A 20,716-nucleotide genomic window follows, 5' to 3' on the forward strand; every position below is an offset into this window, starting at 1 on the left:
TGTGCCACAATGGGAACAGGCACAAAGCGTGACCGGGCGCACAGGCAGCTGAGCCCCGAGAAAAAGGCTCTCGAGAAAGGGGGAACAACGTGCTGGCAACGCAACGGCAGCACCGCATCCTCCAGGAACTCGACACCGAGGGCACCGTCCGCGTGGCTGCACTGGCGGGCCTGCTCCGCGTCTCCGAAATGACCGTCCGGCGCGACATCGACGCCCTAGACGCCGAAGGCCTGCTCCTGCGGGTTCACGGCGGTGCCACCCGGGCTTCCGCATACAGCGCCCTCGAACCCGGGTTCGGCGCCAAGTCTGCACAGGAGACCGAGGCGAAACGTGCTATCGCCGCGGAGGCGCTCACGCTGCTCCGGCCCGGCATGACCCTGCTGGTTTCGGGGGGCACCACCACCCACGAACTCGCCCGGCTACTCCCCCGGGATATCGGGCTCACCGTGGCAACCAACTCCCTGATGGTGGCCAATGCACTGGCTTCCATGTCCCGCGACGGCGGCATCCGCACCGTGGTCCTGGGCGGCCAGCGCACTCCGTCGGAGGCCCTTGTGGGCCCGGTGACGGTGCATGCACTGGACAAGCTGCACGCCGACCTGTGCTTCATGGGCGTGCACGGCTTCGATCCGAAGGCCGGCATCACCTCGCCGAACCTCCTCGAGTCCGAGGTCAACGCCGCCATGATCGCGGCGTCGGACCATCTGGCCGTGCTGGCGGATTCCACCAAGTACGGGACCGTGGGGCTCGCCGGGATCGCCCCGCTGTCCGCCGTCGGCACCCTCATTACCGACGCCCGGATCCGCACCGGTCCCGCCGGTGACGCTGGACCCGCAGCCGAGGAACTGCTCCGGCAGTCCGTCGGGGAGCTGCGGTTGGCACCCCTAACGCCGGTTCCCGGAACGCCGGTGTGCGGGACACGTGTTCGCGGGACGCCTGTTCCCGGGACGCCTGTTCCCGGCACATCTTCCACCGGCAGCCCGGCCACCGACAGCCCGGCGACCCCAACACCGACCCCCTCGACACCAGCCCCCTTCACTCCCCGCCCCACCAGCCTCCCGGACGGCCAGACGCCGCCCGCGACCGCGTTCAAAGGACATGACGCATGACCCACATCACCAGCACCCAGCTCGCCGACGGCCGCGAACTGCTCTACTTCGACGACGCCGGCTCAGCCCGCCCACGGTCCGTCGAAGAGGCACAGGACCGCAGGGACCTGCCGCCCCGCGGTGAGCCCGGTGAAGTCCGGTTCGACGCATTGACCGGCGAGTGGGTGGCCGTGGCCGCGCACCGTCAGACGCGCACCCACCTGCCGCCCGCGGACCAGTGCCCCATCTGCCCCACCACAGACGCCAATCCGTCGGAGATCCCCGCCCCGGACTACGACGTCGTGGTGTTCGAGAACCGCTTCCCCTCCCTCGGCCCGGCCCTGGGCCCCGTCCCGGCCAACCCGGGCTGGGGTACCACCGGCCCCGCCTACGGACGGTGCGAGGTTGTCACCTTCACCCCGGAGCACACGGGATCGTTCAGCGGCCTGAGCGAAACCCGTGCCCGTACCGTGGTGGAGGCATGGGCCCACCGGACGGCGGCCCTCAGCGCGCTCCCCGGCATCAAGCAGGTGTTCCCGTTCGAGAACCGCGGCGCGGACATCGGCGTCACGCTTCACCACCCGCACGGCCAGATCTACGCCTACCCCTACGTCACCCCGCGTGGCTCCGTCATGGGCGCTGCCGCGCGCAAATTCTATGACGACGCCGGTGGGCAGCAGACGCTGACCGGCTCGCTGCTGCGGGCCGAACGGGAGGACGGCAGCCGGATGGTCCTGGAAAGCGACAGCTTCAGCGCATACGTTCCGTTCGCTGCCCGGTGGCCGCTGGAAATCCACCTGGTTCCGCACCGCCAGGTCCCAGACCTGGCGGGGCTGACCGGGGAGGAAAAGGACGAGCTGGCCCACGTCTACCTCGACCTGCTCAAGCGCCTCGACGCCCTCTACCCCACCCCGACGCCCTACATTTCCGCGTGGCACCAGGCCCCCGTGGATGACCTGCTGCGCCCGGCGAGCTACCTGCACCTGCAGCTGACGTCCCCGCGCCGCGCGGCTGACAAGCTCAAGTTCCTGGCCGGCTCCGAGGCCGCCATGGGTGCCTTCATTAACGACACCACCCCCGAACAGGTCGCGGAGCGGCTCCGCTCGGTGACCGTTCCGGCATCCGCGGCCGAGGCACTCGCTCCGGCTGCCCCCGGCCTTGTTGAACCAAACCTCACCGAAGGAGCCCACGCATGACCGCCCCCGCCACCACCACCGACCTTGAGGCCCGGTTCCACGCCGCGTTCGGCCGCGAGCCCGACGGCGTCTGGCAGGCTCCCGGCAGGGTCAACCTGATCGGCGAACACACGGACTACAACGAGGGTTTCGTGCTGCCGTTCGCCATCGACCGGACTGCCCGCGTGGCCGTGGGGGTCCGGCCGGACTCCACCGTCCGGCTGCTCTCGACGTACGGTGACCAGGGAATCACGACGGCGGACACCTCGTCGCTGGAGGGCGGGACGGCCAAGGGCTGGACCAAGTACCCGCTGGGCGTCATCTGGTCCCTGCAGCAGCGCGGCATCGCCGTCCCGGGCCTGGACCTGCTGCTGCACTCCGATGTGCCCCTCGGCGCCGGGCTGTCCTCATCCCATGCCATTGAGTGTGCGGTGATCTCGGCACTCAACGACCTCACCGCCGCGGGCATGGGCCCGGAGGACATGGTGCTGGCCACCCAGCGCGCGGAGAACGACTTCGTCGGCGCCCCCACAGGCATCATGGACCAGTCCGCCTCGCTGCGCGGATCAAAGGGCCACGCCGTCTTCCTGGACTGCCGGGACCAGAGCGTCAAACTGGTCCCCTTCGAGGCCGAGGCGGCCGGACTTGTCCTGCTGGTCATCGACACGAAGGTGTCACATTCCCATGCCGACGGCGGCTACGCCTCCCGCCGGGCCTCCTGCGAACTGGGCGCCGAGGTACTGGGCGTCAGGGCGCTCCGGGACGTCACGCCGGGCGATCTGGAAGAGGCCAGCGGGCTGCTGGACGAGGTCACGTTCCGCCGCGTCCGGCACGTGGTCACCGAGAACGACCGCGTGCTGCAGACCGTGGAACTTTTGGGGCAGCAGGGCCCGTCGGCCATCGGCGCCCTGCTGGATGCGAGCCACGCGTCCATGCGCGACGATTTTGAGATCTCCTGTGCGGAACTGGATCTCGCCGTCGAAGCCTCCCGGGCCAGCGGCGCCATCGGCGCCCGGATGACCGGCGGGGGGTTCGGCGGCGCCGCCATCGCCCTGACTCCGGTGAGCGAGGAGCAGCAGGTGCGTACCGCCGTCGTACGGTCCTTTGCCGCGGCGGGGTACACGGCGCCGCACATTTTCACGGTCACCCCGGCGGCCGGGGCCATGCGGCTGGCGTAGCTGTTCCTGCGGGAGTGCGGGCGTAGGCTGGTCACATGCCTGAAGCAGTCATTGTTTCAACCGCCAGGAGCCCGATCGGCCGCGCCTTCAAGGGATCACTGAGGGATGAGCGGCCGGACGATTTGGCGGCGGCCATGGTCCGGGCCGCGCTGGCCAAGCTGCCGGCGTTCGACCCCACAGGAGACACCGGACCGGGCCTGGACGACCTCTACCTGGGCTGCGCCGAACCTAGCGGTGAGGCAGGCTCCAACATGGCCCGGGTGGTCACCATCCTCGCCGGCCTGGACAACGTGCCTGCCGCCACCGTCAACAGGTTCTGCGCCTCCAGCCTGCAGACCCTCCGGATGGCCTTCCACGCCATCCGGGCGGGCGAGGGGCAGGCCTTCGTGGCGGCCGGCGTCGAAGCCGTGTCGCGCTACCAGGAATGGGCCGGGGCGGGCGAAACCGGAGCTAAAAACCACAACCCGCTGTTCGAACCGGCGGGCCACCGCACAGCCGCGCGCGCGGAGTCGAACACGCCCTGGACGGATCCCCGGCTGGGCGGCCGGATGCCGGACATCTACATCGCGATGGGCCAGACAGCGGAGAACGTGGCTACCTCCTACGGCATCGGCCGGGCCGACCAGGATGAATGGGCCGTGCTGAGCCAGAACAGGGCCGAGGCGGCGATCGCCTCCGGCTTCTATGCCCGCGAAATCACGCCATACGGGCGGCGCGACGGCACGCTGGTGGAACGGGACGATTCACCGCGGCCCGGCGTGACCCTCGATGCCGTCAGCGCCCTGCAGCCGGTCTTCCGGCGGGAGGGAACCGTCACGGCGGGCAACGCGTGCCCGCTGAATGACGGCGCAGCGGCCCTTGTCGTCATGAGCTACGATCTGGCCCGGGACCTGGGGCTGGAGCCGCTGGCCAAAATCGTCTCCACTGCAGCCACCGCACTGTCCCCCGAACTGATGGGAATGGGACCGGTGGAAGCCTCCCGGCAGGCGCTGGACCGTGCCCGGCTGGATATGCGGGACGTTGACCTCGTGGAGCTCAACGAGGCCTTCGCCGTCCAGGTGGTGGCCAGCGCCCGCGAACTGAAAATCGACCCCGCGAAGCTCAACGTGCACGGCGGTGCCATCGCGCTGGGCCATCCGTTCGGCATGACCGGCGCACGGATGGCCACCACGCTCATCAACGGCCTCCGTGAAACGGACGGAACGCTGGGCCTCGCCACCCTCTGCGTCGGCGGCGGGCAGGGCATGGCCGTGGTGCTGGAACGGCTCACCTAGCCCCCTCCATTGGAGTTTTTGTCCACACAATGGCTCCAAATGGCCCCCGAAGTCCTAATAAGTGGACAAAAACTCCAGTCCTGATACAAGAGTGGGCCCCGCCGGTTGGCGGGGCCCACTCTTGTTGGAGCTATTGAATCCCTCGAACTAATGCATGACGACGGCGGGATGCCCGGCGCAGCTTTGTCGCCGCCGGTCAGTCCCGTCAGTCGTCGCCGCGGAGGATGGCCAGCAGCCGGATGATCTCCACGTACAGCCACACGAGCGTGACGGTCAGGCCGAAGGCGGCGGTCCAGGAGAAGCGCTCCGGCGCTCCGCTGCGGACGCCGGCCTCAATGCTGGTGAAGTCCATGATCAGCGAGAAGGCAGCGAGGCCGATCGCGAGCAGGCCGATGAAGACGCCCAGCGGAATGCCAGCGATCTCCATGCTCGTCCGCAGGCCGAACGGGGAATCCACGGCGCCGGTCCACATCATGACCATGTTGATCAGCGCGAAGACTGCGTACCCGATGGTGGCGATCATGAAGAAGCGCATCGCCTTGGGCGTGGCGCGGACCTTGCCGCTCTTGAAGAGCACCAGGGTCACGGCGAAGACGGACAGCGTGCCGATGACAGCCTGCAGGCCGACGCCCGGGTACAGCCCGTCAAGGATGCGCGTCAGGCCTCCCAGGAAGAGTCCTTCGAGGGCCGCGTAGGCCAGGATCAGGGCCGGCGACGGCTGCTTCTTGAACGTGTTGACGAGGCCCAGCGCAAAGCCGCCCAGCGCGCCGACGATCATGAGCATGCTGGCGAGCGAGAGGCCCACGGTCAGCGTGACGGCAGCGCCAACCACCACTGCCGCGAGGCAGATGGCGGTCTTGACGATGACGTCGTCGAAGGTCATCCGCCCCGTCTCGGCGGGGCCGGCGGCAGGCCGGTTGTACATCTGCTGCAGCTGGTCGGTGGACATGTTCTGCTGGCCGTAGCCAGGCTGCCCATAGCCCGGCTGGCCGAACTGGTTCTGGCCGTAGTTGTTGTGGCCGTACGCCTGCGGGACAGGCGGTGCCTGGGTGGCTCCACGGAAATTCTTTCCGTTGAAGATCGGGTTTCCGCCAAGTGCCATTGCGGGTGTCCTCCATGTATGGGGTTGAGTGATGAATCTACTGGTCACGCTACCAATTTCCACGGACCAGCGGCACGGAAAGTTCCTTCTGGTGGCGGGCATTTCAGTTGTTACCGGATCGCTATCTGATGGCCAGCTCCGCCCACGCGGTTTGTACTGCTTGCGCTGTACGATAAGCGGGTCAGGGTGACGGATATCACAGCTAGTCAATGCCCGCTCCACCGGCACGGATATCCGCCGCCCTCCGTTCGCAGCGGCTGCAACGACGCAGCCGCAACCACCCCCACGTGGAGGTTTTCATTTTGAGACGCACACCGAGAGGCCTGCCCATCCGCCGGCCGGCCGGGCTGCTGAAGGTATGGGGGGCCATTGCCTCCGCCGTCATAGCACTTCTGCTTGTCGCAGCGCCGGCATCGCAGGCCGCTACTCCAGCTCCGACACCACCCCCGTCGAACCAGCAGTTCCAGGACACCATCAGCGGCTTCCTCCGAGACGATTCTCGGCGTCCCATCGAAGGTGTCAAGATCACGGCCAAGAGCGGGACGTTCACCGGTGAGGCAAAGTCGGGCGCCAACGGGTCCTGGAGCATCGGCGTCCCCACCCAGGGCAGCTACGAGATCCAGCTCGACGAGTCCACTCTCCCGAAGGGGATCAAACTCGCCGAGGGCCAGGCGAATCCCCGGACTGTCGCCTTCAGCCAGACCTCAAACCTGTCGGTCATCTTCGCCTTCGGCAAAGGCATCGTGGTGCAGCAGCAGGACTTCGGCCAGAATCTGCTCAACAGGCTCGTGGCCGGCCTGAGCTTCGGCCTCCTGCTGGCACTGGCTTCGGTAGGCCTGTCCCTGATCTTCGGCACCACCGGGCTCACCAACTTCGCGCACGGTGAGATGGTGACCCTCGGCGCCGTGCTGGTCTTCGCGTTCAACGCCCTGAACCTGCCCTTCTGGCTGGCCATCGTCCTGGCCCTGGTGGGCGGCGGACTCTTTGGCTACGCGCAGGACGCCGGGCTCTGGCGTCCGCTGCGCCGCCGCGGCACCGGCCTGGTACCCATGATGATCGTCAGCATCGGCCTGGCACTGGCGGTCCGCTACATCATCCAGTTCTACTTCGGCGGAGCCACCCAGCAGCTGCCGTTCGCGCAGAGCGCGGAAATCGAGCTCGGCCCGGTCTCCATTTCCCCCAACAACCTGTGGTCCCTGGTCATCAGCGCGGCAGTGATCGCCTTGATCGGCATCGTGCTGCTGAAGACCCGGCTCGGCAAGGCCACCCGCGCCGTGGCCGACAACCCCGCCCTCGCCGCCGCCTCCGGAATCGACGTCGACGGCGTGATCCGCCTCGTCTGGATCACGGGCGGCATGCTGGCCTCGCTCGGGGGTATCCTCTGGGCCTACTACCGCCCGGGCGTCACCTTCGACATGGGCTCGCAGATCCTGCTGCTCATCTTCGCCGGCGTCACCCTCGGCGGCCTGGGCACCGTCTTCGGCGCCCTCGTCGGATCAATCATCGTCGGCATCTTCGTCGAACTGACCACCGTGTTCGGCCTCGCGGCGGACCTCAAGTACGTGGGAGCACTTTTCATCATGATCGTTGTCCTCTTGTTCCGGCCGCAGGGCATCCTGGGCCGCCGCGAGCGGGTGGGTTAGGAGACAGCCATGGACTTCGGATTTATTCTTTCCAGCGCAGCCGGCGAACTTTTAAGCCCGACGACGGCGGCATACGCCCTCGCGGCGCTCGGCCTCGCCGTGCACTTCGGCTACTCGGGCCTGCTGAACTTCGGCCAGGCCGGTTTCATGGCCGTGGGCGCCTATGGCTTCGCCATCTCGACCCTCACCTTCCGGGTGCCCTTCTTCGTGGGCCTGATCATCGCCGTCGTATGTTCCGTGCTCTTTGCGCTGGTGCTGGGCATTCCCACCCTCCGCCTGCGGGCGGATTACCTGGCCATCGTCACCATCGCGGCGGCGGAAATCGTCCGCTACGTCGTCACCACCAACCAGCTCACGTCCGTGACCGGCTCCGCGAACGGCCTGGCTGCCTTCGAAACCGGGTTCTATTCCATGAATCCGTTCCCGGAGGGCTCCTACTTCGGCATGAACAACCGTGACTTCTTCATCCGCGTGGTGGGCTGGGCACTCGTGGCGGTGGGCTGCGTCCTCGTCTGGCTGCTGATGCGCAGCCCCTGGGGCCGCGTGCTGAAGGGCATCCGCGAGGACGAGAACGCGGTGCGTTCACTCGGCAAGAACGTGTACGCCCACAAGATGCAGTCCCTGGTGATTGGCGGCATCTTCGGCGCTCTGGCCGGGATGATCTTCACGCTCCCCCGCGGCGCCGTGCAGCCTGCCAACTACGGCACCGAGCTGACGTTCTTCCTGTGGACCTGCTTGCTGCTGGGCGGCATGGCAACTGTCCTGGGGCCGGTGATCGGCGCAATGATCTTCTGGGTGGTCCTGTCCCTCACCCAGGGCATCCTGTACGGGCTGATCGAATCCGGCGCGGTGACCTGGCTGACCACTGTCCAGGCCGGCCAGCTGCGCTACATCCTGGTGGGCATCGCCCTGATGCTGCTGATGATCTTCAGGCCGCAGGGTGTCTTTGGCAACAAGAAGGAGCTGGCGTTCGCATGAGCAAGCACAGCGAGGAATCAATGGAAGCCGGCGTCGACTACATGACGGACGCCCGGCCGATCGCCGTCGGAGACAACGCCCCCGGCTGCAAGAAGCGGGATCCGATCGTGGTCGCTGAGAACGTCACCCGTACCTTCGGCGGCATCAACGCCGTCGACGTCGAGTACCTGGAGATCCCGCGGCACAAGATCACCGCCCTGATCGGCCCCAACGGGGCCGGCAAGACCACCCTGTTCAACCTGCTCACCGGCTTTGACACACCGAACTCGGGCAAGTGGCAGTTTGAGGGCCAGAGCATCGCAGGCGTGTCCTCCTACAAGGTGGCCAGGATGGGCATGGTGCGCACATTCCAGCTCACCAAGGTCATGGGCAAGCTGACCGTTATGGAAAACATGCGGCTGGGCGCGTCCAACCAGCCGGGCGAGAGGCTGTCCAAGGCGCTGTTCAAGAACATCTGGGGCGGCCGCGAGCGGGAAATCACCGAGCACGCCAACGTCTTGCTGGAGAAGTTCAAGCTCGACACCAAGAAGGACGACTACGCCGCGTCGCTGTCCGGCGGCCAGCGCAAGCTGCTGGAAATGGCCCGGTCCCTGATGGTCCGGCCCAAGCTGGTGATGCTGGACGAACCGATGGCAGGGGTCAATCCGGCGCTGACGCAGTCGCTGCTGGACCACATCAAGAACCTGAAATCCGAGGGCATGACAGTCCTCTTCGTGGAACACGACATGCACATGGTCCGGCACATCGCGGACTGGGTGGTGGTCATGGCCGAAGGAAAGATCGTGGCCGAGGGACCTCCGGGCGAGGTCATGAAGGACCCCGCCGTCATCGACGCCTACCTGGGCGCCCACCACGACGTCGATCTCGGCGACACCGAGGGCATCAGGGAACTCGAGCAGGAACTGGCGGCGGACGAGGAGTCAATCGTTGGCACCGAGGACGCGGGCATGATCGCGGTGGACGCCGCGCCGCCCACGATCACCGAGGCCGGCCCTGACACCGGACGCCCAGACACCGGGCACATAAACGCCGGACGGACAGACAAGGACAAGGAATGAGTGCCACGAGCGCGGCAGCGGCCGCAAGCAGCGCAGCCGAGGATGCCGTCGTCGTCAAAGTCACCGATCTGGTGGCCGGCTACCTCCCCGGCGTCAACATCCTCAACGGGTGCAGCATCGAGGCCCGGAAGGGCGAACTGATCGGCATCATCGGCCCGAACGGGGCCGGAAAGTCCACACTGCTGAAGGCCATGTTCGGCCTGGTGAAGGTGCACTCCGGATCTGTGGTGGTCAGGGACCGGGACATCACCGGGCTCAAGGCCAACAAGCTGGTAACCCAGGGCGTCGGTTTCGTGCCGCAGACCAACAACGTGTTCGCCACGCTCACCATCGAGGAAAACATGCAGATGGGCATGTTCCAGCGGCCCAAGGACTTCGCCGAGCGCTTCGACTTCGTCACCGGCCTTTTCCCGGAACTCGGGAAACGCAGGGCGCAGCGGGCGGGCTCCCTGTCCGGCGGCGAGCGGCAGATGGTGGCGATGGGACGGGCCCTGATGATGGAGCCGGCAGTGCTGCTGCTGGACGAACCCTCGGCAGGCCTCTCCCCCGTCAAGCAGGACGAGACCTTCCTGCGGGTGCACGAGATCAACCGTGCGGGCGTGTCCGTCATCATGGTGGAACAGAACGCCCGCCGCTGCCTGCAGATCTGCGACCGCGGCTACGTCCTGGACCAGGGCCGGGACGCCTACACCGGCACCGGCCGTGAGCTCATGAAGGACCCCAAGGTCATCCAGCTGTACCTCGGCACGCTGGCCGACGAGAACTAGGCACCGCAGCAAGAAGCCCCCGTCCTGTGAACTGCCGGACGGGGGCTTCTTGCTGCGGGGAGGGAAAGCGGCTTACAGCTTGCCGAACTCTTCCCTGGCCGGCGTGTACTTGTTGTCGTCGCCGTACTGGTAGATGCCGATGAAGGCTTCAGTCGGGTCACCGGCGTCGGAGAAGGTCACCGGACCGGACTCGCCGTCGTAGTCGATGTCCTTGCCGTTGCGGAGCAGCGTGACGCAGGACGCGAAGTCGTTGCACTTCTCGCCGCCCTCAGAAACTGCCTTGAGCTGCTTGGCAATGTCCGTGCCTTTGGTGCTCTTGGCAGCCTCTGCAGCCAGCGAAATCAGGTTCACGGCGTCGTAGGACTCGCCGGCGTAGCTGTAGTCCTTCAGGGCCGGGTCGATGGCGAGGAGCTTCTTCTTGAAGTCATCCTTGGCGAAAGTGCCGGGGATGGTCCCCTGGGCGCCCTTCAGCGTGCCGGGCTGGAAGTCCTTGCTGTAGTCGGACGTGTTGCCGTCCACCATGAACAGCTGCGTGGGCTTGATGCCCTTGCCGGTCACCAGCGGAACAATGCTCTTGGCCTGGTCGAAGGTGATCAGGGCAATGGCATCCGGCTTGGCGGCGATGACCTTGTCCACCTGGCTGCTGAACTGCGAGTCGCCTTCGTTGAAGAGTTCCTCGGCCACAACCTGGCCGCCGGCTGCTTCAAAAGCTGCCTTGACGTTCTTTGCCAGACCGGTGCCGTAGGCATCGTTCAGGACAATCATGCCCACCGTCTGGGCGCCACACGTGGCCATGTAGTTGCCCAGCACCTTGCCCTGCAGCACGTCCGAGGGAGCCGTACGCCAGTAAAGGCCCTTGTCATCCCAGGTGGTGAAGTCCGGGGACGTGTTCGCGGGCGAGAACTGGATGACGCCGGCGCCGGTGATCTGGTTGATCACGGTCTTGGACACACCCGAGGAGGCAGCACCGATAATGGCGCTGACACCCTGGCCGAGGAGTGCAGTGGTGGACTGCGTGGCAATGTCGGTCTTGGTGTCGCCCGAGTCGCGGTGGACCACCTGGACCGGCTTGCCGAGTACGCCGCCGGCGTCATTGACTTCCTTGATGCCGAGGTTAACACCGGCGATTTCGGGCGGGCCGAGGAACGCCAGCGACCCCGTCGTCGGCAGGAGCGATCCCAGTTTAAGCGGCGTGGGGGTGATGGTGGTTGCTGCCGGCACGTTGCCGGTCTCTGTGGCGGTGCTGCTTGCCCCGGCCGTGGCGCTGGGAGCAGGACAGGAGATGCCGCCAGTCGCCGCTGCAGAGGATTCTGTCGCGCTTGGAGTGGAACTGCCACCACAAGCCGTGGCCAGAAGGGCGACGCCGATGCTAAGCGCTGTGAGCTTAGCCACCCTGGGCGCCGCCTGGGGGAGTGAAATCATTTAGAGTCTCCTCGATCGAAAGGTGCGAACGGCCTTTGATGCGATTTTTGGTCAGGGGTTCCTGAGCTAAGTTCAAGCTAATCCAATTCGAGCCTGAACATAAGTGACTAAGGTCACATCCTCATAACACTCGTTGCATATTGGAACACCTGCGACGCCGAGGAGAAAAGTTGTACCCCAGGTGGGACTCGAACCCACAACACGCGGATTTTAAGTCCGCTGCCTCTGCCAATTGGGCTACTGGGGCGCCCGGTCAATCGTATCGCCTCAGACGGCGGCCAAGGGCCCGGCGTACCGGAAGGTGCCGTGGACGCCGCCGGGCCACAGTGCGAGGGGCAGCAGCTGGAAATGGTCGCCCCAGTTCTCCTCCGGCGCCTCGACGCCCAGGGACGACGCCGGAACAAAGCCGAACCGCGGGTAGTACTCGGTGCTTCCGAGCAGGGCGATGCCCTTCTCCCCCGCGGCGTTGGCGCGGACAACGGTCTCACGCATCAGCGCCGAACCGATGCCGTGGCGCTGCAGCCGCGGCGTTACCCCGATGGGCCCGAGGCCCAGCAGCTCGAGGTCGTCCACCCATGCACGGGTGCTGATGACGTGACCAACGATTTCGCCCTCGAGTTCGGCGACGATGCTGAACTCGGGCAGGTACTCCTCAGCGACCAACAGCCCGCGGAGCACCCTCACCTCCACCGGCTCCCCCTCCACCGGCAGTCCGGTGACCGGGGAAATGGCGAAGGCGTCTGCAGTCAGTGCAAGGAGGGCGTCGCGGTCGCCCGGCTGCTCGCTACGCAGCACTACCTCCCGTACCGGTTCTGGCCCGGGGGCGTTTGCGGCAGCGAGCTCCGCCAGGACCTCCAGCGCCCGCGCCGAATCGCCGACCGCCACCAGCAGGTGGTCGTGGTGGAAACCGGCCAGCACGTTGCAGCTGATCCGGGCCTGGGTCAGGGCCCTGCTGACCGCCGCGGTCAGGCCCACCGCCTCCAGGGCCGAGTGGACCTCCAGGGTGATCCAGGCCGCCACAAAGTCGTAGGGCAGGTCCAGGGCATCCGCTTCGGCCCGGGGCAGGACCACCGTGAGCCCTTCGGCTTCGCGGACGGCTGCCTCGATGTGTCCAGTCAGCGGTTTGCCGTGCGGCCAGAGCGCGTAGACGTATTCCCCGTCCCGGAGCACCGGATGCATCGAGGCGAGGAGTGTTTGGAGGTTCTTTTCACCCGTCATGCAGCCAGTCTATGTGTGCATCCCGGCACACCCGGAGGACCGCCCCGCCTGGGAAATGCGAAAGCGGCCGTTCCCCGGAAGGGAACGGCCGCCGTCGTCGTCGGTGGGGCCTCCGCCTGGGCCCACACTGCCGCGGCGACCCAATCGAGCTTGCGAGATTGGGGAGGCAGCGGCGAGGGAGGCGGTGGGGACCTACTTGGCTTCAGCCTTGACAGGATCCTTGGCGCCGGCCTGCGGTGCGGCGGCAGGCTTCTCAGCCGGAGCGGCAGGCGCAGCGGCAGCGGGCTTGGGCGCCGGGGTGGCAGCAGCCACGAAGGCACCGCGCGGGTTGTCCAGGTCCAGCAGCTGGGTGGTGTCACGGCCCGCGAAGAAGGCGAGGATCCAGTTGAGGATCACGCGGAACTTGCGCTCGAACGTCGGCATTGCCATCCCGTGGTAGCCGCGGTGTGCCAGCCAGGCGAGCGGACCCTTGAGCCCGATGCGGCCTAGCAGGTTGATGTTCGCAACACCCTTCCACTCGCCGAAGCCGGCCACAGCACCGAGGTTCTTGTGCTTGTAGTCCACCAGCGGCTTGTCCCAGCGGGAAGCCCACAGGTTCTTGGCGAGACGCTTGGCCTGGCGCAGTGCGTGCTGGGCGTTGGGAACACAGGTGCCGTCCGGCAGGCCGGCGCCGGTAAGGTCGGGAACCGCGGCAACGTCACCGGCCGCCCAGGCATTGTCGATGATGCCTTCGTCGCCCGCGATGCGCAGGTCCGGCAGGACGCGGACGCGGCCGCGGGGCTCCAGCGGGAAGTCGGTGGAGCGGACCATCGGGTTGGCCTGCACACCGGCGGTCCACACGAGGGTGTCGGACTCGAATTCCTGGGCCAGGGACTTGTCCGGCAGGTTGATGAGCCTGAGGGAGCTCTCGGCGTTGTCCAGTGAGGTGTTCAGCAGGACCTCGATGCCGCGGCTGCGGAGGTGCTCCACGACCCACTCGGCCTGCTTCGCGGTGACCTCGGGCATGATGCGGCCCATGGCCTCGACGAGGACGAAGCGGACTTCCTCCTGCCTGACGCGCGGGTTGTTGCGGACGGCAGCGCGGGCGAGGTCTTCCATTTCGGTGATGCACTCGATGCCGGCGAAGCCGCCACCCACCACCACGAAGGTCAGGGCGCGGGCGCGTTCGGCGGGGTCGGTCATGGTGGAGCCAACCTCGATGCGGTCAAGGACCTTGTTGCGCAGCGCAACGGCTTCCTCGATGGTCTTCAGGCCGATGCCCTTGTCCGCGAGGCCCTTGATGGGGAACGTGCGGGTGATGGCGCCGGCGGCAAGCACAACGTCGAAGTACGGCACCTCGAAGTTGTCGCCGCCGTCAGCAGGGGCAACCACTGCCGTGCGGTTGGCGTGGTCGATGGACACGACGCGGCCCTGGATGAGCTCGGTCTGCTTGAGGTGCTGGCGGTGGGAGACCACAGCGTGGCGGGCCTCGATGTTGCCACCGGCAACTTCCGGCAGGAACGGCTGGTAGGTCATGTAGGGCAGCGGATCGACGACGGTGACGATGCCGCCTGCGTTCGCGATCTTCTTCTGCAGTTTGAGTGCTACGTAGAGGCCGACGTACCCGCCGCCGACGACGAGCACACGCGGACGATCCTGGAGCTGTGGGGTGGTTGCCATAACTCCAGAGTACCGTACTTTGTGAAAATCTTCACTAACTAGGCTAGTCTGCCCGATCGACCTTGGTCACGGCACCGGTGTCCGGTTCATCCGCGCCGCCTCCGGACCCCCGGTAGGCCCGGCGCAGCTGGACAGCACCGGCCGCGATGATGGCCACGAAGAGCCCGCCGAACCCCAGGACGACGGCCGCCGGAAGAGCACTGTCCAACTGCGACGGCGGCACCGCAACCGGCACGGTCGCCTTGGGCAATGTGGGCACCGCCGTCGGCACCTCGGACGTCGGCTCGGGAGCGGGAGTGGCGAGATTCCCGCGCCGGTGGACGCGGATCCAGTCTGCAATGGAACCCAGCGGGTTGGCCTTTGTCTCCGCCACATCGTCCTTGAGCGCCGCCTCCGCGTTGAGGACGCCGAAGCCGTACAGCGGATCCTTGCCCGGCGCGCCCTCGTCCTTGGCGGTGGAGACAATCCTGTTGATGACCTGCTTGGCACTCATCTCAGGCCACTTGGAGCGGATCAGCGCCGCAACCCCGGAGACGATGGGGGTGGCACCGGACGTGCCGGCCCATTCCGCGTAGCTGCCGCCGGGCAATCCGCCCGCGAGCTTCTCCGCGGGGGCCGCGACCCCGATGCTGATGCCCTGGGAGGAGGAATCGGTGCTGGCCTGTCCGTTCCGGTCCAGCCCAGCGACCGTCAGCACGCCGGGGATGGTGGCCGGAGCCCCCACCTGCACGTTGCCCCCCACCCGGTTGCCGGCCGCAGCCACAATGACCACGTCCTTCTGCTCGGCGTACAGGAAGGCGGCGTCCCAGCTCTGCGGCCATTCCGGCGAGGTGCTGCCCAGCGAAATGTTGATGACCTTGGCTCCGTTGTCCACGGCCCAGCGCACGGCTTCCGGGATCTGGTCCTGGTCGCTCTTGCCGCCGGGGTTGGCCGATCCCAGCCAGGTGGACACGGAGAGGATCTGGGCCTCGGGCGCCACACCCATGATGCCGTCCGGCCTGGCTGTGGACGCAGAAGCAGTGACGCTCGGGGAAGCCTTGGCGCTGGCCGTCGCCTTCTTCGCCGGCTGGTGGCCGCGGCCCGCGAGCATGGTGGCCACGAGTGTGCCGTGCTCGGGCTTGGCACCGATGCTCTTCTCACCGTCAGCGGCGCCGGCGCCGGAGACGTCGTGGCCGCCGGCCAGCACGCCGTTAAGGTCGGGATGGCTGCCGTCGACACCGCTGTCGATGACGGCCACCTTCACGTTGGCGCCCTTGGAGACCTCCCAGGCCTTGGTGATGCCGGCTTCCTTGAGCCAATATTCCCTGTCCCGCCAGGAATCGGCGTACGCGGCCGGTGCTGTGGCGACGGCGGACGCGGCGATGCCACCGGCAAGCACCGCGGACAGAAGGGCCGAGACCGTCCGACGGAACCGGGCTGTTGCTCTGGTCATTCAGGATCCAATACTCGGTTAACTCGGTGCCTCGGCACTTAGGGCAATTCCGTCAAGAATATCGTGCTCGCTGGCAGTGGCCGTAATTATGCGGCCGTCGCTGAGCTCGCCCATGCGGGTGAGGATGCGCCGCCAGACCAGGGCGCCGGCGCCGATGACGTCCACCCGGCCGGGGTGCATGTACGGCAGTTCCGCCCGCCGCGCCCGCGGCATCTGCAGCAAATCGGTGGCCGCCGCCTGGATGGCGGAGATGGAGAGTTCGGTGCCGTGGATGGCTGCCGGCAGGTATTCGGGCAGCTTGAGTGCGTGCGCCGTGATGGTGGTGATTGAGCCGGCCACCCCGACGACGGCGGTGCTGCGTTCCAGCGGAACGTCCAGTTTCGCTTCGGCAAGGGCGGCGTCAACGTCGGCCTCCGCTGCGGCGATCTGGTCGGCCGTGGGCGGGTCCGACGTGAGATGGCGTTCGGTCAGCCGGACACAGCCGATATCCACGGATTTGGCGGCAATCACACCGTTGGCGTCACCGAGCACGAACTCCGTGCTGCCGCCGCCCAGGTCCACCACCAGCACCTTGTCCTCTGCCGAGATAGGCAGCACGCTGCTGGCGCCGGCGAAGGACAGCGCGGCCTCCTCGTGGCCGGTAATCACCTCGGGCTCCACCCCAAGGAGGTCCCGGATCCCGTCCACGAAGACTTGGCGGTTCCGCGCGTCCCGGCTGGCCGACGTGGCTACGAAGCGGACCTTCCTCGCCTGGTACTCGCGGATGAGCGCACCATAGTCAGCCGTGGCCGCAAACGTGCGTTCCAGTGCCTCGGGCGCCAGCTCGCCGGTGGCGTCAACGCCTTGGCCGAGCCGCACCACGCGCATTTCACGCACCACGTCGGTGAGTTTCGTGGCGCCGTTGCTGCGGTCAATGTCGGCGATGAGCAGGCGGATGGAGTTGGTTCCGCAGTCAATGGCGGCGACCCGGGTCATGCTCCGGCCTCCGTGGTGGTCGCTTCCGACGTGGATGTTTCCGCCGTGGTGGCGCCTGCAATCTTTGCGTCCGCCTTCGGTTTCCGGACGGGTGCCGGCCGGCCGACGATCTCCGGCAGCCCCTGCGGGCCGTGACGGCTGAGGTCCCTGGACGGCGCTTCACCGGCCGTGTCCCAGGCGCCGCCGCAGTAGCAGCGGTCGGCGGTCCACCATTCGCTGATAGCCGCGATGGCTTCGTCACCCAGCGGATTCACACCGGGCCCGGCGGCCAGGGAGTGTCCCACCAGGACGTGCAGGCACTTGACGCGGGTGGGCATGCCGCCGGCGGAGACGCCGTCGATCTCCGGGACGTCGCCGATCCCCGACCGCGCCCCGATGTCGGCGCGTGCGGCCAGGTAGGCCTCGTGGGCCGCGCGGTAAGCGGCGGCCAAGGAGTCGTCGGCGGCGAGCCGGTCATTCATGTCGTTCATGAGGCCGGCCGCCTCAAGCCTGGAGACCGCTGACGTGATGACGGGGTGGGTCAGGTAAAACGTCGTGGGGAAAGGGGTTCCGTTGCTCAGCCGCGGCGATGTTGCCGCCACGAGCGGGTTGCCGCAGACGCAGCGAGCCGGGATTTCCACGACGTCGCGCACCGGCCTTCCCAGTTGGCGGCTGAGCACATCGAGATCCTGCGCTGATGGCCTGGATTCCCCGGGGGCGGTTGCCGTGTTGTCGTCCACTGGCGTGGCCGTCCTTCCTGCCCGGATCTGGCTGCCCCGAAAATCCGGTACGCAGTCCCGCGGCGGGCGCCGCTCCTAGTCTGTTGCCGAGCGCCGGATGGACTCCCAGAGGGAATCCACCCATGGCAGGTCGGCGGGGTCTTCTGCTTGTGCTGCACTGGGCTGGCTGCCTGATGAGCCGGCCGGCAGGTCGCCGCCGAACACCCAGTAGCCGGTCTCTCCCGGCATAACCATGTTAATGCGGTCGCGCGCCTGCTGCTTGACATAGTTCGGGTCCTGCCAGCGCGAGACCTGCCGTTTGAGGTTGTCCTGGTCCGCCTTGCTGCCCGCGATGTCCGATTGCAGTGCCGCGATTTCCGCCCGCTTGTCGATGAAGATCTTCACGGTGGGGGCCAGCATGATGGTGATGGCAACCATCACCACCGCCAGCGCCAGCATGCGCCCGGAGAACGCCTTGGCAGGAACGGGGTCGAGGTAGTGGTCCTCCGTGGTTGCCGCCGATGAGCCGGATTTGCCGCGGCCGGGACCCGCACTGCCAGTCTTTCCAGAGCCGCTGTTGGCTCCGGTGCCGGACTTTGTACCGGTGCCGGACTCTGTACCCGCGCCGGCCTGCGCGGCCAGGCCCCCTTTGGTGCGAGCGCCGGCCCCTGAACTCGCGCCCGTGGTACCAGCGCCGGTTTTAGTGCCAGAGCCAGTCTTCATACCGGCGCCGGTCTTCGTGCCAGCACCAGTGCCGCTGCCCGCTGCCCTGCCCTGCGTCTTGGCCTCGTGTCCCGTTCCCGAGTCATGGGCGGCATGGCTTGCCCGCCGGCCGCCGAAGTCCGCCTGGATGACGTCTCCCCCGGCCGGGTCGGCGGAGGACTGCTGTGCTGGTGGGGTCACCCTGGGAACTTTGGGACGGCGGGTAGCCATGACACTCCTGTAACGTGTGGCGCCAAAAACAAAACCGGTGGCTATGGTCTTTCCACCATAGCCACCGGTCAGCTGTTTCCTTGGCTACTAGGCCTTGAAACGCGGGAAAGCACTGCGGCCGGCGTAGCGTGCGGCGTCGTCGAGTTCCTCTTCGATGCGCAGCAGCTGGTTGTACTTCGCAACGCGCTCGGAGCGGGCCGGGGCACCGGTCTTGATCTGTCCGGCGTTGGTGGCAACGGAGATGTCGGCGATCGTCGTGTCTTCGGTTTCGCCGGAGCGGTGCGAGGTGATGGTGGTGTAACCGGAGCGCTGGGCCAGGGAAACGGCGTCCAGGGTTTCGGTCAGCGAGCCGATCTGGTTGACCTTGACCAGCAGGGAGTTGGCCGTGGCGGCGTCGATGCCCTGCTGCAGGCGCTCGGGGTTGGTGACGAACAGGTCGTCGCCCACCAGCTGGACCTTGTCGCCGATGGTGTCGGTGAGGATCTTCCAGCCTTCCCAGTCGTTCTCGTCCAGCGGGTCCTCGATGGAAACCAGCGGGTAGTCGGCAACGAGTTCAGCGTAGTAGGCGCTCATCTCGGAGGCGCTCAGGGCCTTGCCTTCGAACTGGTAGGCGCCGTCCTTGAAGAACTCGGAGGAGGCAACATCCAGTGCCAAAGCGATGTCGGTGCCCGGGGTGTAGCCGGCGTTCTTGATGGCTTCCTGGATCAGGTCCAGGGCAGCGCGGTTGGACGGCAGGTTCGGGGCGAAGCCGCCCTCGTCGCCGAGGCCGGTGGAGAGGCCCTTCTGCTGCAGCACGGACTTGAGGTTGTGGTAAACCTCAACGCCCCAGCGCAGGCCCTCGGAGAAGGTCTCGGCGCCGATCGGGGCGATCATGAATTCCTGGATGTCGACGTCGGAATCCGCGTGCGAGCCACCGTTGAGGATGTTCATCAGCGGCACGGGCAGGACGTGCGCGTTCGGGCCGCCCAGGTACTTGTACAGCGGCAGGTCAGCGGAGGCTGCTGCGGCGTTGGCAACGGCCAGCGAGACGCCGAGGATGGCGTTGGCGCCCAGCTTGCCCTTGTTGGGGGTGCCGTCCAGGTCGATCATGGCCTGGTCGATGCTGCGCTGGTCGGTGGCGTCAAAGCCGGTCAGGGCCGGTGCGATCTGGTCGATGACGGCGTCAACGGCCTTCTGGACACCCTTGCCGAGGTAGCGGCCCTTATCGCCGTCGCGCAGTTCAACGGCTTCGTGCTCGCCGGTGGATGCACCGGAGGGAACGGCAGCGCGGCCGATCTGGCCGTCGGAGAGGAGAACTTCAACTTCGACGGTGGGGTTGCCACGGGAATCGAGGATCTCGCGGGCGTGGATGGCATCGATAAGCGCCATGGATGTGCTCCTTGTGGGCGATTTACTGGGGACTTTAGCGGAAAATGTCGACGTCCTCGTCTGGGACTAGCGTAGTCGAGAGTGGTGCACGTTACGGAAACCTATCCAGAACCCGGACGTCATGATCCGGACGCGGACGATTCCTGCTGGCGGTTCTGGTATCGCCGCACGGCCCGGCGGAGGGCGCGTTCGGCGTCGAACCCCCTGTTACGGGCGGAACGGACGACGGCGAGCAGCAGCTCGCCAAGTTCTGCTTCAGTTTCTATTGTTTCGGCAAGCTCAACCACCGGGGTTTCAACCGGCGGATTTTCTCGAACCCGCGCTGGCAGCCCGGCCCGTTCGGCCCGGTCCAGGGTTTTCTGGGCCTGGGCCAATGCGGGCAGAGCTACAGGGATGCCCTCAAAAGGCGTGTTGCGCTCCGGGCTTTCGGCCTTCTTCACGGCATCCCACTTGAGCACGATCTCCTCCACCGTGGCGGGAAAGGAGTCCTGCAGGGAACCATCCGGCCGAAACACATGCGGGTTGCGTCGGATCATCTTCTCGGTGAGGCCGCGCGCGACATCGCCGAAGCCGAAGACGCCGCGCTCCTCGGCGAGCCGGGCGTGCAGCACCACCTGGAGCAGCACATCGCCCAGCTCACCTTTCAGCTCAGCCTCATCCGCACCGGTTTCGATGGTCTCGGCCACTTCGTAAGCTTCCTCCAGCAGATACTCCACGAGCGACTCGTGGGTGAGGGCGCCCATCCAGG

Annotated in this window: 18 protein-coding genes and 1 tRNA gene; 8 read left to right on the forward strand and 11 right to left on the reverse strand. The window is 66.9% G+C overall.

Going from position 1 to position 20,716, the window contains the following annotated elements; translation table 11 throughout:
- Positions 1-89: 89 nt before the first annotated feature.
- The 4 genes from AC1DFE_RS05240 to AC1DFE_RS05255 are packed head-to-tail and all read left to right on the forward strand — an operon-like array spanning position 90 to position 4,715.
- Complete coding sequence (locus AC1DFE_RS05240; RefSeq protein ID WP_476904850.1) at positions 90-1,109, forward strand: DeoR/GlpR family DNA-binding transcription regulator; 1,020 nt, start codon at positions 90-92, stop codon at positions 1,107-1,109.
- Entirely contained in the window at positions 1,106-2,284 is a 1,179-nt protein-coding gene (galT, locus tag AC1DFE_RS05245) for a galactose-1-phosphate uridylyltransferase (protein ID WP_476904851.1), read from the forward strand. Before AC1DFE_RS05240 ends, galT begins: the two co-directional genes overlap by 4 nt.
- A complete protein-coding gene (galK, locus tag AC1DFE_RS05250; protein ID WP_476904852.1) occupies positions 2,281-3,441 on the forward strand; it encodes a galactokinase in 1,161 nt (386 codons plus the stop codon). The genes galT and galK overlap by 4 nt, the downstream gene beginning before the upstream one ends.
- 35 nt (positions 3,442-3,476) lie before the next feature.
- Positions 3,477-4,715, forward strand: a complete 1,239-nt coding sequence (locus AC1DFE_RS05255; RefSeq protein ID WP_476904853.1) for an acetyl-CoA C-acetyltransferase — start codon at positions 3,477-3,479, stop codon at positions 4,713-4,715.
- A gap of 205 nt (positions 4,716-4,920) precedes the next feature.
- Here the strand turns inward: AC1DFE_RS05255 and AC1DFE_RS05260 are convergent, their stop codons facing one another.
- A complete protein-coding gene (locus AC1DFE_RS05260) occupies positions 4,921-5,817 on the reverse strand; it encodes a Bax inhibitor-1/YccA family protein (RefSeq protein ID WP_476904854.1) in 897 nt (298 codons plus the stop codon).
- A gap of 347 nt (positions 5,818-6,164) precedes the next feature.
- Here AC1DFE_RS05260 and AC1DFE_RS05265 point away from each other — a divergent pair, with 347 nt between their 5' ends.
- From AC1DFE_RS05265 to AC1DFE_RS05280, 4 genes are read left to right on the forward strand one after another with little or no spacing between them, the layout of a single operon-like run.
- Positions 6,165-7,460, forward strand: coding sequence for a branched-chain amino acid ABC transporter permease (locus tag AC1DFE_RS05265; RefSeq protein ID WP_476904931.1), 1,296 nt, complete (start codon positions 6,165-6,167; stop codon positions 7,458-7,460).
- Positions 7,461-7,469: 9 nt separating this feature from the next.
- On the forward strand, positions 7,470-8,438 hold the full coding sequence (locus tag AC1DFE_RS05270; RefSeq protein WP_476904855.1) for a branched-chain amino acid ABC transporter permease: 969 nt from the start codon (positions 7,470-7,472) through the stop codon (positions 8,436-8,438).
- Positions 8,435-9,496, forward strand: coding sequence for an ABC transporter ATP-binding protein (locus AC1DFE_RS05275; RefSeq protein WP_476904856.1), 1,062 nt, complete (start codon positions 8,435-8,437; stop codon positions 9,494-9,496). Before AC1DFE_RS05270 ends, AC1DFE_RS05275 begins: the two co-directional genes overlap by 4 nt.
- Positions 9,493-10,263 carry an ABC transporter ATP-binding protein gene (locus tag AC1DFE_RS05280; protein ID WP_476904857.1) on the forward strand — a complete coding sequence of 257 codons (771 nt, stop codon included), beginning with the start codon at positions 9,493-9,495 and terminating at the stop codon, positions 10,261-10,263. Before AC1DFE_RS05275 ends, AC1DFE_RS05280 begins: the two co-directional genes overlap by 4 nt.
- A gap of 72 nt (positions 10,264-10,335) precedes the next feature.
- Here AC1DFE_RS05280 and AC1DFE_RS05285 read toward each other — a convergent pair whose 3' ends face one another.
- The 10 genes from AC1DFE_RS05285 to AC1DFE_RS05330 all read right to left on the reverse strand — a co-directional run bounded on the left by AC1DFE_RS05285 (position 10,336) and on the right by AC1DFE_RS05330 (position 20,711).
- Positions 10,336-11,685: an ABC transporter substrate-binding protein gene (locus tag AC1DFE_RS05285; RefSeq protein WP_476904858.1), complete on the reverse strand. Its 1,350-nt coding sequence runs from the start codon at positions 11,683-11,685 to the stop codon at positions 10,336-10,338.
- A gap of 173 nt (positions 11,686-11,858) precedes the next feature.
- Positions 11,859-11,932, reverse strand: a tRNA-Leu gene (locus AC1DFE_RS05290).
- A gap of 20 nt (positions 11,933-11,952) precedes the next feature.
- Positions 11,953-12,903, reverse strand: coding sequence for an N-acetyltransferase (locus AC1DFE_RS05295; protein ID WP_476904859.1), 951 nt, complete (start codon positions 12,901-12,903; stop codon positions 11,953-11,955).
- A gap of 192 nt (positions 12,904-13,095) precedes the next feature.
- Positions 13,096-14,562 carry an NAD(P)/FAD-dependent oxidoreductase gene (locus AC1DFE_RS05300; RefSeq protein WP_476904860.1) on the reverse strand — a complete coding sequence of 489 codons (1,467 nt, stop codon included), beginning with the start codon at positions 14,560-14,562 and terminating at the stop codon, positions 13,096-13,098.
- 43 nt (positions 14,563-14,605) lie between these two features.
- Entirely contained in the window at positions 14,606-15,994 is a 1,389-nt protein-coding gene (locus AC1DFE_RS05305; protein ID WP_476904861.1) for a S8 family serine peptidase, read from the reverse strand.
- An 18-nt stretch (positions 15,995-16,012) separates the two neighbouring features.
- Complete coding sequence (locus AC1DFE_RS05310) at positions 16,013-16,969, reverse strand: Ppx/GppA phosphatase family protein (RefSeq protein WP_476904862.1); 957 nt, start codon at positions 16,967-16,969, stop codon at positions 16,013-16,015.
- The gene (locus tag AC1DFE_RS05315; RefSeq protein ID WP_476904863.1) at positions 16,966-17,688 is read right to left on the reverse strand and encodes a DUF501 domain-containing protein; all 723 of its coding nucleotides are present in this window, start codon (positions 17,686-17,688) and stop codon (positions 16,966-16,968) included. Before AC1DFE_RS05315 ends, AC1DFE_RS05310 begins: the two co-directional genes overlap by 4 nt.
- Positions 17,689-17,763: 75 nt before the next feature.
- Positions 17,764-18,600 (reverse strand): FtsB family cell division protein, encoded by an 837-nt coding sequence (locus tag AC1DFE_RS05320; protein WP_476904864.1) that lies wholly within the window; start codon positions 18,598-18,600, stop codon positions 17,764-17,766.
- A gap of 87 nt (positions 18,601-18,687) precedes the next feature.
- A complete protein-coding gene (gene eno, locus AC1DFE_RS05325; protein ID WP_476904865.1) occupies positions 18,688-19,968 on the reverse strand; it encodes a phosphopyruvate hydratase in 1,281 nt (426 codons plus the stop codon).
- Between the two features lie 119 nt (positions 19,969-20,087).
- Complete coding sequence (locus AC1DFE_RS05330; protein WP_476904932.1) at positions 20,088-20,711, reverse strand: MazG nucleotide pyrophosphohydrolase domain-containing protein; 624 nt, start codon at positions 20,709-20,711, stop codon at positions 20,088-20,090.
- Positions 20,712-20,716: the final 5 nt, after the last annotated feature.

Source organism: Arthrobacter sp. 05T423 (assembly GCF_056396245.1).

What these genes read in the sequence shown, in the direction of transcription:
- galT (WP_476904851.1), top strand. Translation starts at nt 1,106, where the DNA reads ATGACCCACATCACCAGCACCCAGCTCGCCGACGGCCGCGAACTGCTC.
- galK (WP_476904852.1), top strand. Translation starts at nt 2,281, where the DNA reads ATGACCGCCCCCGCCACCACCACCGACCTTGAGGCCCGGTTCCACGCC.
- AC1DFE_RS05255 (WP_476904853.1), top strand. Translation starts at nt 3,477, where the DNA reads ATGCCTGAAGCAGTCATTGTTTCAACCGCCAGGAGCCCGATCGGCCGC.
- AC1DFE_RS05260 (WP_476904854.1), bottom strand. Translation starts at nt 5,817, where the DNA reads ATGGCACTTGGCGGAAACCCGATCTTCAACGGAAAGAATTTCCGTGGA.
- AC1DFE_RS05270 (WP_476904855.1), top strand. Translation starts at nt 7,470, where the DNA reads ATGGACTTCGGATTTATTCTTTCCAGCGCAGCCGGCGAACTTTTAAGC.
- AC1DFE_RS05275 (WP_476904856.1), top strand. Translation starts at nt 8,435, where the DNA reads ATGAGCAAGCACAGCGAGGAATCAATGGAAGCCGGCGTCGACTACATG.
- AC1DFE_RS05280 (WP_476904857.1), top strand. Translation starts at nt 9,493, where the DNA reads ATGAGTGCCACGAGCGCGGCAGCGGCCGCAAGCAGCGCAGCCGAGGAT.
- AC1DFE_RS05285 (WP_476904858.1), bottom strand. Translation starts at nt 11,685, where the DNA reads ATGATTTCACTCCCCCAGGCGGCGCCCAGGGTGGCTAAGCTCACAGCG.
- AC1DFE_RS05295 (WP_476904859.1), bottom strand. Translation starts at nt 12,903, where the DNA reads ATGACGGGTGAAAAGAACCTCCAAACACTCCTCGCCTCGATGCATCCG.
- AC1DFE_RS05300 (WP_476904860.1), bottom strand. Translation starts at nt 14,562, where the DNA reads ATGGCAACCACCCCACAGCTCCAGGATCGTCCGCGTGTGCTCGTCGTC.
- AC1DFE_RS05305 (WP_476904861.1), bottom strand. Translation starts at nt 15,994, where the DNA reads ATGACCAGAGCAACAGCCCGGTTCCGTCGGACGGTCTCGGCCCTTCTG.
- AC1DFE_RS05310 (WP_476904862.1), bottom strand. Translation starts at nt 16,969, where the DNA reads ATGACCCGGGTCGCCGCCATTGACTGCGGAACCAACTCCATCCGCCTG.
- AC1DFE_RS05320 (WP_476904864.1), bottom strand. Translation starts at nt 18,600, where the DNA reads ATGGCTACCCGCCGTCCCAAAGTTCCCAGGGTGACCCCACCAGCACAG.
- eno (WP_476904865.1), bottom strand. Translation starts at nt 19,968, where the DNA reads ATGGCGCTTATCGATGCCATCCACGCCCGCGAGATCCTCGATTCCCGT.
- AC1DFE_RS05330 (WP_476904932.1), bottom strand. Translation starts at nt 20,711, where the DNA reads ATGGGCGCCCTCACCCACGAGTCGCTCGTGGAGTATCTGCTGGAGGAA.